Here is a 14,877-nt window from a genome sequence, read left to right on the forward strand (position 1 = left end):
GGAGCATCCGCCCGACGCCGAGTTCTCCTCCCGACGCGGGTGAGGCCGTAGGTGAGGCGGGAGGCCCTCAGGCCCGGCGCATCCGCAATCCGAAGGCGATGGCTGCCAGGGCGATCACGACGATGCCGTATCCGACGCACACGGTGGCGAGTCCGACGACGCCGACCAGGGAACCCGCGACGACCGCCGGAACGCCGAACGCGAGGTAGGCGAGCAGATAGATCACGGCGAACGTGTCGGCGCGCTGTGTGGCGGGGATGCGCGGCGCGAGCGACGCGACCACGCCCGAGAACGCGGTGCCGAAGCCCATGCCGGTGATCGCGGCGGCGACGAGGTAGAACGGCAGCGAGCCGACGCCGAGTGCGATGAGCGAGAGCAGTGTTCCGATCGCGAGTGCGGCAGTGCCGAACAGCACGGTTGTGCGCGCGGCCCGACGCCGGAAGAGGAACGCGGTGATCGCGCCGACGCCGGCCAGCAGCACGACGCCGAGTCCCTGCCACACGTGCGCTTCGCCGCCGAGCTCGCCGCGCACGATGTTGGCGCCGAGCGAGAGGAAGAGGCCACCCGTCGCCCATCCGGCGATCACGGCCGGGGCGCCGCGCCAGAAGTCCGCCCGGATCTCCCGCGGAATCGACAGGCGGAAGCTCAGCGAGGCCCAGACTCCGGGCTTGCGGGGCGCCGTCTCGGGAATCACGAAGAACAGTGCAGCGAGCACGACGTACGCCGTGCTGAGTGGGGCGAACACGTCGAGCAGTGCGTCGCGGCTCAGGTCGAGCACGACGGCCGATGCGAGGGCGCCGAGGGCGAGGCCGATGCCGGGGCTCAGGGCGTTCCAGAGAGCGGCCTGGCGCGGGCGGGCTGCCGGGGCGAAGTCGAGCACCGTCGCCGACAGCGCCGAGATGAGCAGGCCGCTGGCCACGCCCTGCAGGATGCGGGCGAGGAACAGCAGTGCGACGGCATCCGCGTGCCAGAACAGGAACATGCTGCCCGCCAGCAGCAGGAACCCGGCGATCGCGACGGGGCGACGCCCGATGTGATCAGACAGGGAACCGGCCGTGAGAAGGGTGAGCAGCAGCGCCACGGCGTAGACCGCGAACACCGCGCTGATCACGATCGCGTCGAACCCGATGTCGTGCGCGAGCACCGGGTAGAACGGCGAGGGGGCGCTCGCGCCGACCATCATCACGATCTGCGCCACGATGGCGAGGACGAAGCCGAATCGGGCGCGGGGGACCGTCGAGGCGGTGGATGCCATCGGGACGACGATCGGCGCGGTGGTGGTCATTGCTGCTCCTCAATCGTTCGATAATCGTCGAACTATTGGAGAGTACTCGCCATCCGTCGATTGTTCAACTATTCTCGAACCATGCCTGGCGAACTTCCTCACCCGGAGCGCTCCGAGATCCAGCTGACCGACGTGCTCTTCGCGCTCAGCGACCCCGAACGCCTCGCCATCACGCGCCAGCTCGCCGACGGCCCGCTCGACATGGCCGCCTGCCACGCCACCGATCCGAACCTGCCGAAGTCGACCAAGTCGCACTTCATGAAGGTGCTGCGCGAGGCCGGTGTCATCCGCAATGAGGCGAACGGCCGCCGGCGGATGCTGGCCCTCCGCCGCGACGACCTCGACGCGCTGTTCCCGGGGTTGCTGGAGTCCGTGCTGCGGTAGTTCGCGCGGGGGCGTGGGTGCTGTGCTTCGCCCGCGAGACACCACTTCGGCCGCGAGACACCCTCCGTGGCGTGGTTTCTCGCGACGGATGTGGGGTCTCGCGACGGATGCGGGTGTGGGGCGCGCGTGCCGCGTCCAGCATCCCGATACTCCGATATTCATTCGAACAAAACTACGAAACTCATCACGTTGCGCGGTAGAATTGGAGCATGACGAAGCTCCTCCCCCTGCACGATGCGGTCCGCCGCATCGATGCGGCGTGGGCGGATGCCGACGACGCGCTCGACCTGTCGCGCAGTCAGTTGATCGCGGTCCATGAGGCGATCGGAGTGCTGCAGCGGCAGCTCGACGCCGTGCACGCCGATGTCGCCGCCGGGATCGCGCGCGAGTCTCGGCCGGAGCTCGGCACCGAGAGCCTGGCGAAGCAGCAGGGCTACCGTTCGCCGGCCAAGCTCATCGCCGCGACCACGGGAATCTCGACGGGAGACGCGCTGCGACTCGTGACCGTGGGCGAGGCGACGGCGCCTCGCAGTGACCTTCTCGGCGCCAGGCTGCCGGGTCGCTATCCGCTGGTGCGCGAGGCACTCGACTCCGGTGCGCTCGGCGCTCAGGCGGCAGCACTGATCGTCGCCTTGCTCGAGAGGTGCCGCGTGGCAGCGGGCATCGATCGGATCGCGGAAGGGGAGCGCATGCTCACCGAGGCGGCGCCGGGGCTCGCGCTCGACGACCTGCGCAAGCTGATCGTGCGGGCGGAGGCGTGGCTCGATCCCGACGGCGTCGAGCCGCGTGCCGATGAGCAGCGCGGCCAGCGTTCTCTGACGATGTTCGAGCGCAACGGCATGCTGCACCTCGATGCGAAGCTCGATGTCGAGACCGCGGCACCGATCGTGGCGGCCATCCGCGGGTATGTGACCGCGGCGTTTGCGGCGCGGTCTGATGCGCCCGACCCCGATGCTCCCGATGCGGATCGCCGCACGGTGCCGATGATCCAGGCTGATGGTCTCGCCACGTTCTGCGCGCATGCGCTCGGCTGCGAGGGCGAGCGGATGCCGCTGGCAGGAGCCACCGTCGTGGTGCGTCTGAGCCTCGACGAGCTGCAGTCGGGCTCGGGATCGGCGACGATCGACGGCATCGACCAGCCGATCAGCGTCGCGGCGGCGCGGCGGATGGCGGCCGGCGGCGGAGTGATCCCGTGCGTGCTCGGTGGCGACAGCGAGATCCTCGACTGGGGGCGCGAGAAGCGGTTGTTCACCCGGTCGCAACGTCGCGCACTGGTGGAACGCGATGGTGGGTGCGCGATGTGCGGGTTACCTCCGGAGATGACGAAAGCGCATCACATCCGCTGGTGGAAACGAGACCACGGGCCGACTGATCTGTCGAACGGGGTACTGCTCTGCGAGACCTGTCATCACCGGATCCACGACAACGGATGGGAGATCCGGATCGACGGGGCGGGGACCGCGGCGCGGGTGTGGTTCGTTCCGCCGGGCTACGTCGACCTGGCGCGCACGCCTCGTCTCGGTGGGCGGGCTCGGTTCGACATCGCCGCGTGACCTTGGCGAACCTGGCAGATCGCTACTCGGCCTGGCGCTTCCTCGAGAGGTATGCGAACAGCGAGAGCGTCGGATCCACCAGCAGCTTCAGGATCGAGATCACCAACGCCGCCACGACACCGGCGGCAACGCCCGCGAAGAACACGTCGCTCTGCTGCCTGTTCTCCGCTCGGCGGTCGACGAACAGGGCAGCAAAGCCCGTCGACGCGAGGCGCATCTCGGTGCCGTCGACGGTGTTCCACGTGTTCGCGTAGGTGCGCACACCATCGGTGCCCAGCGTCGAGGTGGAAGTCGTCGAGGACAACGTCCAGTCCGGATGCGTCTTGATGGAAGACTCACGCTCGACATAGAGGAGAGTCTCCGCGAGATCGTTCTTCCGATCCACGACGATCTTGTTGCTGGTGTTGGTGAAGGCGGCGACCGTCGGCACGTTGAGGATGCGTTCGGTATCGGTGATCTGCCACACGCTGGACGGCTCGAAACTGCACGTCAGGTCCAGCGTCCACACCTCGAAGCTCGTCTTGTAGGTTCCGTCGGAACGCTCCCAATCCCATGTCCTCGTCGTCCAGTGATCATTCCGGGTCGGACGGATCGCGACGATCGATGTGTCTTCCGCAGCGCGCCATCCGGCCTGAGCATTGATGTCGTCGGTCAGCGGCACTTTGCCGTTGACGTCGGGGATGGCCAGCAGTGCCACGAGAGCATCCCGCTCGAGGTCGGTCAGATCGTCGCGGGCGATCGTCTGCGCATCCACCACATCGCCGCTGTTGACGCACTCGGCGAATCCGTCGGCGAGCGGCCCGGTCAGCAGGAACGACGCCCCCTGGTACTCCTTCTCCCACGTCGTCTCGTAGGTGAGGTGGAACTCTGTCGGAGTCCCCGCGTCGATGTCGGGGGAGGTCGCGTAGGTGACCTCGAAGTGAGTCGCCCGGTCGAGGGGGCCGTTCGTCACCGCGATGATCTGCCCCGACGGTGTGAACGTCGCATTCGACCGATAGGTGAAGGCATGGTAGCCGGGGAGGATGGGCCAGGCGATGAGCGCACCCACGATGATCAAGGCGCCGGTGATCATCAGGGTGCGGCGTCGCCAATTCATGCCCAGATCATACAAGTGGCGAAGCGCCCCGCCGACTGTAAGACGACGGACTCGACGTCTTGGTATTGCCCTCGCACGTGTGCGAAGAGCACCATCGAGTCATGACCAAGTTCCTCATCTCGTTCCCCAGCCATGCGATGCAGGTCCCCGACGAAGAGATGCCCGCCGTCGTGGCGTCGTCGCATGCGGTGATCGCCGAGATCAAGGCGGCGGGCGTCTACGTCTTCGGCGGCGGTATCGCCGAGGAGATCGCACCGGTGCTCGTGTCCGGCGAGGGCGTCGTCGCGAGCGAGATCTATCCGGGCAGCGACCTCACCGGCGGTTTCACCGTGCTCGAGGTGCCGACACGCGACGAAGCCATCGAATGGGCGCGCAAGATCGCGGTGGCCTGTCGCTGCCCGCAGGAGCTCCGCGAGTTCGGCTACGACCCCGAGAGCTGAACCAGATCCTGAAACCCCAGACCTAGATCCGGGAGACCGGACGGATCGCCGTATCGATCTCGGCCCAGACGGCATCCAGTGAGATGTCGAGCACGCCTGCGATCGCGGCGACGGTCGAGAAGGCGGGAGTCGCGACGCGGCCCGACTCGATCTTGCGCAACGTCTCGGGCGAGACCCCCGCATCGAGTGCCACGCTCAGCATCGACCGGTCCCCGCGCGCGCGACGCAGCAGGGCGCCCAGGCGCTCGCCGCGTTCGACGTCGGCGGGAGTGAGCGGCGTCCGGACCATCATGACGCCCATACTAATACCGGGATAGTATTACCGGGTGATCGAGATCCTGAACGACGACGAAATCGCCCGCGCCCGCGACACCGGGGCGCTGGTCGGCACAATCCTGCAGACCCTGAAAGAGCGTGCCGCCGTCGGCGTGAACCTGCTCGACTTCGACCGCTGGACGAAGCAGATGATCGAGGATGCCGGCGCCGAATCCTGCTACGTCGACTACGCGCCGTCCTTCGGCCGCGGACCCTTCGGCCACTACGTCTGCACCGCCGTGAACGACGCGGTGCTGCACGGCATGCCCCACGACTACACGCTCGCCGACGGCGACCTGCTGACCCTCGACCTCGCCGTCACGCTCCGCGGCATCTCCGCCGACGCCGCCATCAGCTTCATCGTCGGCGAGACGCAGGCTCCCGAAGACCTCGCACTGATCGACGCGACCGAGCGCGCGCTCGCCGCCGGCATCGCGGCTGTGAAGCCCGGCGCGCGCATCGGCGACCTCTCCCGCGCGATCGGTACCGTGCTGCGCGCCGACGGCTACCAGGTCAACCTCGAGTTCGGCGGCCACGGCATCGGCTCGACCATGCACCAGGACCCGCACGTCGCGAACGACGGCCGCCCCGGCCGCGGCTTCATCCTGCGCCCCGGACTCCTGCTCGCCCTCGAGCCGTGGGTCATGGCCGACACCAAAGAACTCGTGGTCGACGACGACGGCTGGACTCTCCGCAGTGCCACCGGATGCCGCACGGCTCACACCGAGCACACGATCGCGGTCACCGAGACCGGCGCCGAGATCCTGACACTGCCCCGAGCCTGACGCCCGCCCGTCGGGCCCGCCGCACGGCGCGCCCGACGGTGTCCTTCACGCGTCCGCCCGGCCACTCGCGACGCAACTCGACCGCACCATCGGGTCCGGCGACCAGCACACACGGTCGCCCGGCCAGCAGAGGCGAGCGCCCCGCACGAGCGAGCACCGCGGCATCCGCCTGCAACGGCACATCGAACGTCCACCCGGCTCGGCGCACCTTCGCGACGATCCGTCCTCCGCGCGACTCGTCAGCGGCGCCGAACACCTTCAACGGGTCGATCGCGAGCGTGACGGTGCGCAGGTCCGACGAGCCTCCGGTCGCGAGCACGCGGCCGTCACCCGATCGAGGCCCGTCGAGGAGCACCTCGACGCGGTCGTTCTGCAGTTCGCGGCCGGCGACCAGCACCCCGGGCGGCAGATCCGACAACGCCGCATCCGACAACGCCGCATCCGACAACGCCGCATCCGACAGCGGCAGCGAGGTGAGCGCGCCACTCCCCGGCGCGAACGTCAGAGCATCCGCCCCGTCCCGTGTCACGCGAACATCCACCGTCAGATACAACCCGCCACCCCGCGACCATCGGGCCGATGTGACGTCGGCCCGACATTCCAACTCGGTCTCGAACTGCGCGAATCGCACGAGGTCGTCGCGGCGGTCGGCGCGCAGCAGCGCAGCGCGGATCCGATGCGGGAACGCGAGGCCGCCGTCGACGCCCGGTCCGAACCGTTCCCGCGCCAGGGGGCCGACCACGTCGAGCAGCCGGTTCCGATACGCGGCGGGATACTTCAGCATCTTGCGTCCGGCCAGGCGATTCAGGATCTTGCCACGGAACCAGTGGCGCAGCAGCCGGTCGCGCAGCCGCCCGGGCTCGGTGTGCGCCTCGACGATGTCGAGCACGGCCTCCAGATGGGGGAAGTAGCTCTCCGGGTCGATGCGCGACGAGCTCGCACTGCCCGGATGCTTCACCCACGCGTAGCAGGGAGTGCTCGCGAGGATCGAGATCGTGCGTGCCGCGAAGTACGCCTGCATCACGAACAGGTGATCCTCCAGGCGCACCTTCCCATCGGGGAATCGGATGCCGTTCTCCCGCAGGAACGCCGTGCGGAACATCTTGTGCGGGGTCAGCATCTCGAGCAGGGGATCGGTGCCGAGCGTGGCACGCGGGATGTCGCGGCGGAAGATCCGGCTCGGCAACTCGCGGCCGATCCCCACCTCCTTGCCCACGACCACATCGGACTCGTTGCGGTCGGCGTAGTCGCACAGCTTCTCGAGCGCCTCTTCGAACAGCCAGTCGTCCTGGTCGACGAACTGCACGTAGGTGCCGCGCGCGCTCTCGACCCCGCGGTTGCGCGGCGTGCCGGGCCATCCCGAATGCGGCAGGTTGAGCACGCGCACGTATGGTCGGGTGCGCGCGACCTCAGCGAGGCGGGCTTCGGTCTCCTCGCCGGATCCGTCGTCGCACAGCAACACCTCGAAGTCGGACCGCGAGAGCGTCTGCCGGTCGAGGGAGGTGATCAGGTCGTCGAAACTGCGATCCGGGCGGAAGACCGGAACGACCACGCTCACGCGGAGCGGGCTCTGCCGACGGGACGCCGGTTCGTGAGAAGGCGATTGAGATGGCGATTGCGATACGGACACCATCGGGAGTAAAACATGTGGAGCTATGCCCCGCACGGGGGTTGCCTTTCCGTCTCCTGCATGCTTGGCGAGGTCGCACACTCTCACCCCACACCCAGGGTTAACGATATATCGTTGACTATCGCTCACCACTTCTGGGAGGTCATCATGAACAACGCATTCCCCTCGAACCCGTTCGGCGGCGCCGGCTTCGGCGCAGGCCAGGGCGGCCCGGCATCCGCGATCTTCGATGCCATGGACCAGCTTCGCAAGTCGTTCGAGTCCCGCCCCAGCGGCGGCTCCCGCATGGCCCGCGGCGACGTCCGCTCGTCGGTGCTCTCCCTGCTGGCCGAGAAGCCGATGCACGGGTACCAGATCATCAACGAGATCGCCGAACGCAGCGGCGGATCCTGGAAGCCCAGCGCCGGATCGGTCTACCCGACCCTGCAGCTGCTCGCCGACGAGGGTCTGATCGAGGCCGAGGAGCAGAACGGCCGCAAGACCTACTCGCTCACCGAGGCGGGACGCGATGTCGCCGCCGAGTCGTCGGAGACCCCCGCGCCGTGGGAGTCGTCGGCCGACAAGGACGCGCACCGAACGACGCCCGCTTCAGCGCGCTGCCCAAGGCCGGTGTCGACCTCGCGGCCGCCGCCGCGCAGGTCGGCCGCAGCGGATCGCCCGAGCAGGTGCAGCCGCCATCGACGTGCTCGACGACGCGCGCCGTAGGCTCTACTCGATCCTCGCTCAGGACTGATCGCGCAGTGCGTCATCCGGTGAGGCCCGGCGAAGGGACCCCCGATGACGGATGCTGCGGCACAGGGCGTCATCGCGCCCGATACCGCCGCATCCTGTCGTTCGCGGCACGCGAGTTCGTGCAGATCTGGTGGTTCGAACTCGTGCTGCCGCGCCTCGGCATGAGCGGCGCTCGCCGAGCGCACCCGGGCGCCGCGCATGCAGCAGTTCGCGCGACGCTTCCACGCGCTCGCGATCGAACTCGGCGGCCTCATGATCAAGGTCGGGCAGTTCATGTCGTCGCGCCTCGACGTGCTGCCGCCCGAGATCACGGCCGAGCTCGAAGGGCTGCAGGACGAGGTGCCGGCCGTGCCGTTCGCCGACATCCGCGCGGCCGCCGAGGCCGAACTCGGCATCCCGCTCGACCGCGCCTACGCCTGGTTCGACGAGACGCCGGTGGCCGCGGCATCCCTCGGGCAGGCGCATCGCGCCCGGCTCTCCGAGGCGGATGCGGCCGACACCGGGCTCGAGAACGTCGTCGTCAAGGTGCAGCGCCCGGGCATCGACGGGATCGTCGCGGTCGACCTCGCCGCGCTCCGCCGGGTCGCGAAGTGGCTCACGCGGGTGCGGCTCGTCGCTGACCGCGTCGATGCCCCCGCGCTCGTCGAGGAGTTCGCCGAGACCAGCCTCGAGGAGATCGACTACCTGCACGAGGCCGCCAGCGCCGAGCGGTTCCGCGAGAACTTCGCGGACGATCCCGCGCGTCGACACCCCCGAGATCGTCTGGGAGCGGTCGACCCGCCGCGTGCTCACGCTCTCGGACGTCACGGCGATCAAGATCAACGACACCGAGGCCCTCCGCGCCGCCGGCATCGACCCCGCGAAGGTCGCCGAGGTGTTCGCCGAGGTGATGTTCGACCAGGTGTTCACGCACAGCTTCGTGCACGCCGACCCGCACCCCGGCAACATCTTCGTGACGCCGGGTCGAACGTCGAGTTCGACGCCGGGCACGGATGGCCCCGACTGGCGTCTCACCTTCATCGACTTCGGCATGATGGCCGAGGTGCCCGACAGCCTGCGCGACGGCCTGCGCACCCTGCTGATCGCCGTCGCCGGGCGCGACAGCCGCGGGCTCGTGAAGGCCGCGCAGGAGATCGGCGTGCTGCTGCCCTCGGCCGACACCGGCGAGCTCGAACGCGCCCTCACCGCGCTGTTCGCCCGCTTCGGCGGCATGGGGTTCGCCGAGCTGAGCACGGTCGATCCGCGCGAGTTCCGCGACTTCGCCGACGAGTTCGGCGACATGGTGCGCTCGCTCCCGCTGCAGCTGCCCGAGAACATGCTGCTGCTCATCCGCGCGGTCTCGCTGACCTCGGGCATGTGCAGCGGGCTCGACCCGTCGTTCAACGTCTGGGATGCCGCCGAGCCCTACGCCGGCCGCCTGTTGCGCGATGAGACCGGCAATGTCGTGCAGGCGTTCGCCTCGCGCGCCATGGAGACGGCCGGGGTGACGATGCGGCTGCCGCAGCGCATCGACGACGTGATCTCCCGCGTCAACGACGGCACGGTCACGTTCGACACCTCCCGTCTCGAGCGGCGCCTGGACCGGCTGGAGGGCATCGCCCGGCGCATCGGCTCCGGCGTGCTGTTCGCGGCGATGCTCGTCGGGGGCGCGTTGCTCGTGCCCTCGATCGAGCCGCTCGGCATCACCCTGATCTGCGCCTCGGCGTTGCCGCTCCTGCACGCGGTGTTCGCCGGCATCGGGCGCCGCGGGCCGCGCTAGACCGCTCGCGAGCCCGCGCGCATCCGGCGCATCCGCCGCCGATATGCCAGGGTGTCGACTATGACTGACCTCGCCGCCAGCCCTGCCCGTCGTGTTCCGCTCGGACTCGCGATCGGGGCTGCCGGTGCCGTGATCGGTCTTCTGCCCGGCGTCATCGGCGGCGGACGTCTGCCGGCGCAGAACCTCTGGGCGACGCAGACCCTGCCGGAGGACATGCCGTTCGCGCTCCTGCCGATCAGCCAGTACACCGTCGGCACCGTGCTCTGCCTGTTCGTGGTCGGGGGCGTCGCCGCCGGTCTCGGCATCCGCGCCCTGCGCCGTCGGAATGGGATCCCCGCCTGGTCCGCCGCCGTCGGTCTCGCGGCGGTGCACCTGATCGCGATCGTGCAGACCTTCGCCGTGCTCGCCGTGGGCCTCGGCATCTCCTCCGGTGACCGGCGCGTGCTGCTCTACTTCGGAGGGATGCTGGGAGGAGCCGTCGTCGTCGCCCTTCTCGCCCAGCTCGGCTTCTGGCTCACATCCCAGCGCAGCGCGGGCCCTGTCGCCCTCGGCGTCGCGCTGGCCGCCGTGCCGGCGACGATGTGGCTGGCCTCCGGGCTCTTCGCGTTCACCGGACCGGTCGTACAGCCGCTGTTCGTGAGCCAACTGGTGCAGTGGCTTCCCGTGATCATCGTGGGATTCGCACTCGCCTGGTGCGGGGTGCGACCGCTGCGTCGTCTCGGCGTCTGGGCCGCTGCTCTGCTCGCCCTCTGGGTGACGCCGGCGCTGTTCACCGCGGTTTCGTACGGGCTCGGCATGCGGGTGCTGAAGGACGATCTGCCCCAGATGGCGGCGGCGAGCATCCAGCTCTTCCCCGTCGTGCTCGTCGAGACCAACGCCTGGCTGCCCGTGGTGATCGCGGCCGGAGGCGGCGCGCTCGGCGCGCTCGTGTGGTCGCGCATCGACGCGGTGCGCGACGACGCGTCGCACACCGACGCGATGCCAGGCGCCCCCGTCCGTCAGCCCTAATCGCGCGTGCGGTCCACGCGATCGGTGCCCTCTGCGGCGGCCGTGATACGCGCGGCCATGCCCGCGAAGATGAACCCGTGGAAGGGCAGCACCGCGAACCAGTAGAGGCGTCCGCTCAGACCCTGCGGGAAGAACACCGCGCGCTGCTCGTACCGTGCACCCTCGCCGTCGGCGATCGCGCGCAGTTCGAGCCAGGCCGAGCCGGGCACCTTCATCTCGGCACGCAGCCGCAGCAGTCCCGCCTGCTCCTCGCCCGAGCCGGGAGCCGACGCCGCCTCCACCCGCCAGAAGTCGATCGCATCGCCGACGCGCGCCGCCGTGCGACTGCGGCGGCCCCGGCGCAGGCCGACCCCGCCGACCAACCGGTCCATCCATCCGCGCACCGCCCACAGGAACGGGGAGGAGTACCACCCGTTCTCGCCGCCGATGCCGACGATGATGCGCCACAGATCGTCGACGGAGGCCTTCGTCTGCAGCGACCGCGCGTCGGTGAAAGCGGTGCGTCCTGCCCACTCAGGATCGCTCGGCAGCGGGTCGCTCGGCGCCCCCGACACCTCGGAGTCCTGCCAGCTCGTCTCGATCGTGTCGGCATCCACGCGGCCGAGCGCCAGTGCCACCGCGCGACGATACGGGGTCAGCCCGCCCGACGGCTGCGGGATCAGCTCGTCGACCGCGTGATCCTTCACGACGCACTCGTTCTGCAGCGAGGCGACGAGTGGTCGCGCGATCGACCGCGGCACCGGGGTCACGAGATTCACCCAGTGCGAGGCGAGCCCGGGGGTGAGCACCGGCAGTGCGGCGATCGCACGCTGCGGCAGTCCGGCCTCGACCGCATAGCCGTTCATCATCTGTCCGTAGCGCAGCACGTCGGGTCCGCCGATGTCGACGGCGCGGTTGACCTCCGGCTCCACCCGCGCGGCTCCGAGCAGATAGTGCAGCACGTCGCGCACGGCGATCGGCTGGATGCGGTTGCGCACCCACTTCGGCGCCGGCATGTACGGCAGCACGTCGGTGAGGTGTCGGATCATCTCGAACGACGCCGAGCCCGAGCCGATCACGACGCCCGCTTGGAGCACGAGGGTCGGTACCCCGGAGTGCAGGAACGTCTCACCGACCTGCACTCGCGAGCGCAGATGCGGCGACAGCTTCACGTCGTCGGGATGCAGCCCGCCCAGGTACACGATGCGGCGCACGCCCGCCTTCGACGCAGCCTCGGCCACCGTGGTCGCGGCGCGATCATCGGTCTCCTCGAACCCCTTGCCCGCGGTCATCGAGTGGATCAGGTAGTAGACGACGTCGACATCGGCGACCGCTTCGGCGACGGCATCCGCATCGTCGGCCGATCCTTCGACGATCTCGCAATCGGCTCCCCAGGGGAAGGATGCCGCGCGCGCCGCGTCGCGGGCGAGGACTCGCACCCGGTAGCCGGCGTTCAGCAGGCGCGGGGTGAGCCGGCCGCCGATGTAGCCGGTCGCGCCGAGCACCAGCGCACGCGGGGCGCTGCCGTCGTCGCGGGGGACGGCGCGCAGCTCTTCTTCGCGGCCGGTGGGCTGAGTGAGCTCGGTCATGTGTCGAGAGTATGCGCGGAGGGATGCCGGGCGATACGGGGTTGCATGTGTGGTCGCCGGTCGTTAAGCACGTGTTCGCGCGAGGCGCCGATGGGCCGTACGATCGTACTCATGACTTCAATCGAATCGATTCGACGATTCACGCCGGACCGCGCGACCCGACGCGCGCGCATCGCCGTCTCGGCGCTCTTCCTGACCAACGGGGCGCTGTTCGCGAACATCCTGCCGCGCTACCCCGAGATCAAGTCCGTCCTCGGGCTCGACAACGTCGGATACGGTCTCGCGATCGCGGCCTTCCCGGCCGGAGCCATAGCCGCGGGGCTTCTGGCCGCGGTGCTCATCCGCCGCTTCGGCTCTGCCCGCATCGCCGTGATCGGCACGATCCTCACGAGCCTCGGGCTGCTCTCGGCCGCGCTCGCCCCGTCCGGGCTGCTGTTCGCCGCCGCGCTGCTCATCGGCGGAGCATCCGACGCGATCACCGATGTCGCGCAGAACGCGCACGGCCTGCGCGTGCAACGGCGCTACGGCCGCTCGATCATCAACTCCTTCCACGCCATCTGGTCGATCGGCGCCGTGCTCGGCGGCGGCATGGCGGCCGTCGCGATCGCGCTGCAGGTGCCGATCGGGGTGCACCTGGGCATCTCGACCGCGACCTTCGCGATCGTGGCACTGATCGCCCTGCGGCTGTGCCTTCCCGGTCGCGACGATGAGGCCGTGGCTGACAACGTTGCCGACGACGCTGCCGTCGCCGACGCCGTCGTCGAACCCGCCGCGCTGGCCGAGACGGTGCGCCGCGGCGTGAGCCCGCGCACCGTGTGGGTGATCATCGCGCTCACCCTGATCGCCATGGCGGGCGCCGTCGCCGAAGACGCCGGCAACTCGTGGGCGACGCTCTACCTCGGCGAATCGCTGGGGGCCGCCGCGGCGATCGCCCCGCTCGGCTTCATCGCCCTCGTTGGCGCCCAGTTCATCGGGCGCATGCTCGGCGACGGACTGACCGACCGGTTCGGGCAGCGCGCGGTCGCCCGCGTCGGTGGACTCATCGCCGCAGTCGGCATGAGCCTCGCGCTCGCGTTCCCGAGCGTGCCGGGCACCATCGCCGGTTTCGCAGCCGTCGGCTTCGGCATCGCGACGCTGATCCCGGCGGCCATGCACGCGGCCGACGAACTTCCCGGTCTGCGAACCGGAGTGGGGCTCACGATCGTGTCGTGGCTGCTGCGCCTCGGGTTCCTGCTCTCGCCTCCGTTCGTCGGCTTCATCGCCGAGACCGAGAGCCTGCGCGCGGGCCTCATCGTGGCTCCGGCGGCCGCGCTCGTGGCCGTCGTGCTGGCCGGAGTGCTGGAGAAGCGCCGACCGCGCGGATGAGCGATCAGCTCGTCCGAGTCGGCAGCTCGCGTCCGGGTCAGCCGGCACCGGGGTCGCGCTCGGATGCCTCGGCGACCGCGGCGCCCATTCCCGCGAGGAAGCGGGTGACCACCGCGCGGTCGTGATCGGACAGCGAGTCGACGTAGGCGAGCATCCGTCGATGCATGGCGCCGAGCGTGGCCTGCACCTCTTCATCGCTGCTGGCCGTCGGAACCACCACACCCGCCCGGCGATCGCGAGGATGCCGTTCGCGGCGCACGTGCCCGCCTCTCTCCAACCGATCGATCAGGGCGGTCGTCGACGCCGTCGAGATGCTCAGCATGCGGGCGATGTCGATCGGCCGGGCGATGCGCCCGACCCGCTTCTCGTGCAGCAGGAAGCGCAGGGCCATCAGATCGTTCTCGCTCATGCCCATCGATGCGCGGGTCCGCGCCCGCATCGCCGTCTCGGCCGCGCGGTATCGCCGCAACGCGTTCAGCACATCGACCGTGCGCGCGCTGTCGGCGTCGGGGTACCAGTACCCGGATCGCGAGAATTCCTCCGGCGGTTGCGCCATGACACCTCGTCCCGCTCGCGCATCCGTGTCGATGCGCGTCGATCTCGTGCCCTGTGCCCCCCGCGGCGGAATCCATTCTCGCATCGACGACACCGCGGGACGAGAACATCCGACATCCGGGAGTCGCCGTTTCATCGATTTGCTAGGTAAACTAGCAAACCGTGCGATGGCCGAGGGGGTCGTCGCCGGCGCGGCACGGGAGAGTACTCGATCCGAGACCAAGGGACGGTCGCAGCGACAGCACGCTGTGGGATCGATCGTCACTTCCCGTGACGCGAGGCGGGCGCAGGATGGCGGATGAGCAAGGGCCGCCCGTCATCCTGCGCCTCGTCTCCCCGCGCCCGTGAACCTCCGGCGCCGCGACCCGGTCGGCTGGCATCAACCCCATACGTATTCAATCC

At 69.6% G+C, this 14,877-nt stretch carries 12 protein-coding genes and 2 pseudogenes; 8 read left to right on the plus strand and 6 right to left on the minus strand.

Annotated elements, in window-relative coordinates:
• Positions 1–67 precede the first annotated feature (67 nt).
• Entirely contained in the window at positions 68–1,285 is a 1,218-nt protein-coding gene (locus tag P0Y60_02915) for an MFS transporter (protein WEK61732.1), read from the minus strand.
• Positions 1,286–1,366: 81 nt separating this feature from the next.
• On the opposite strand from P0Y60_02915, the gene P0Y60_02920 reads away from it, so the two are divergent.
• A complete protein-coding gene (locus P0Y60_02920) occupies positions 1,367–1,669 on the plus strand; it encodes a transcriptional regulator (protein WEK61733.1) in 303 nt (100 codons plus the stop codon).
• A 209-nt stretch (positions 1,670–1,878) separates the two neighbouring features.
• Positions 1,879–3,222, plus strand: coding sequence for a DUF222 domain-containing protein (locus P0Y60_02925; protein ID WEK61734.1), 1,344 nt, complete (start codon positions 1,879–1,881; stop codon positions 3,220–3,222).
• Between the two features lie 22 nt (positions 3,223–3,244).
• Here P0Y60_02925 and P0Y60_02930 read toward each other — a convergent pair whose 3' ends face one another.
• Positions 3,245–4,318 (minus strand): hypothetical protein, encoded by a 1,074-nt coding sequence (locus tag P0Y60_02930; GenBank protein WEK61735.1) that lies wholly within the window; start codon positions 4,316–4,318, stop codon positions 3,245–3,247.
• 101 nt (positions 4,319–4,419) lie between these two features.
• Here P0Y60_02930 and P0Y60_02935 point away from each other — a divergent pair, with 101 nt between their 5' ends.
• Positions 4,420–4,758 carry a YciI family protein gene (locus tag P0Y60_02935; GenBank protein ID WEK61736.1) on the plus strand — a complete coding sequence of 113 codons (339 nt, stop codon included), beginning with the start codon at positions 4,420–4,422 and terminating at the stop codon, positions 4,756–4,758.
• 22 nt (positions 4,759–4,780) lie between these two features.
• Here P0Y60_02935 and P0Y60_02940 read toward each other — a convergent pair whose 3' ends face one another.
• Positions 4,781–5,047 (minus strand): helix-turn-helix transcriptional regulator, encoded by a 267-nt coding sequence (locus P0Y60_02940; GenBank protein WEK62849.1) that lies wholly within the window; start codon positions 5,045–5,047, stop codon positions 4,781–4,783.
• A gap of 37 nt (positions 5,048–5,084) precedes the next feature.
• Here P0Y60_02940 and map point away from each other — a divergent pair, with 37 nt between their 5' ends.
• Positions 5,085–5,858, plus strand: a complete 774-nt coding sequence (gene map / locus P0Y60_02945; protein ID WEK61737.1) for a type I methionyl aminopeptidase — start codon at positions 5,085–5,087, stop codon at positions 5,856–5,858.
• On the opposite strand, the gene P0Y60_02950 is transcribed toward map, so the two are convergent.
• Positions 5,815–7,416: a glycosyltransferase family A protein gene (locus P0Y60_02950; protein WEK61738.1), complete on the minus strand. Its 1,602-nt coding sequence runs from the start codon at positions 7,414–7,416 to the stop codon at positions 5,815–5,817. The genes map and P0Y60_02950 overlap by 44 nt on opposite strands.
• A gap of 219 nt (positions 7,417–7,635) precedes the next feature.
• On the opposite strand from P0Y60_02950, the pseudogene P0Y60_02955 reads away from it, so the two are divergent.
• The 3 genes and pseudogenes from P0Y60_02955 to P0Y60_02965 all read left to right on the plus strand — a co-directional run bounded on the left by P0Y60_02955 (position 7,636) and on the right by P0Y60_02965 (position 10,987).
• Positions 7,636–8,221 (plus strand): annotated as a pseudogene (locus P0Y60_02955) (PadR family transcriptional regulator).
• A gap of 160 nt (positions 8,222–8,381) precedes the next feature.
• A pseudogene (locus P0Y60_02960) lies at positions 8,382–9,979 on the plus strand (AarF/UbiB family protein).
• Between the two features lie 60 nt (positions 9,980–10,039).
• Positions 10,040–10,987 (plus strand): hypothetical protein, encoded by a 948-nt coding sequence (locus P0Y60_02965; protein ID WEK61739.1) that lies wholly within the window; start codon positions 10,040–10,042, stop codon positions 10,985–10,987.
• Here the strand turns inward: P0Y60_02965 and P0Y60_02970 are convergent.
• Positions 10,984–12,555: an SDR family oxidoreductase gene (locus tag P0Y60_02970; protein WEK61740.1), complete on the minus strand. Its 1,572-nt coding sequence runs from the start codon at positions 12,553–12,555 to the stop codon at positions 10,984–10,986. The genes P0Y60_02965 and P0Y60_02970 overlap by 4 nt on opposite strands.
• Positions 12,556–12,666: 111 nt before the next feature.
• Between P0Y60_02970 and P0Y60_02975 the strand changes: the two genes are divergently transcribed.
• Positions 12,667–13,920 carry an MFS transporter gene (locus P0Y60_02975; GenBank protein WEK61741.1) on the plus strand — a complete coding sequence of 418 codons (1,254 nt, stop codon included), beginning with the start codon at positions 12,667–12,669 and terminating at the stop codon, positions 13,918–13,920.
• Positions 13,921–13,957: 37 nt separating this feature from the next.
• On the opposite strand, the gene P0Y60_02980 is transcribed toward P0Y60_02975, so the two are convergent.
• Positions 13,958–14,476, minus strand: a complete 519-nt coding sequence (locus P0Y60_02980; GenBank protein ID WEK61742.1) for a MarR family transcriptional regulator — start codon at positions 14,474–14,476, stop codon at positions 13,958–13,960.
• Between the last annotated feature and the right edge of the window lie 401 nt (positions 14,477–14,877).

Origin of the sequence: Candidatus Microbacterium colombiense, from assembly GCA_029203165.1 — a bacterium.
GTDB classification, from domain to species: domain Bacteria; phylum Actinomycetota; class Actinomycetes; order Actinomycetales; family Microbacteriaceae; genus Microbacterium; species Microbacterium colombiense.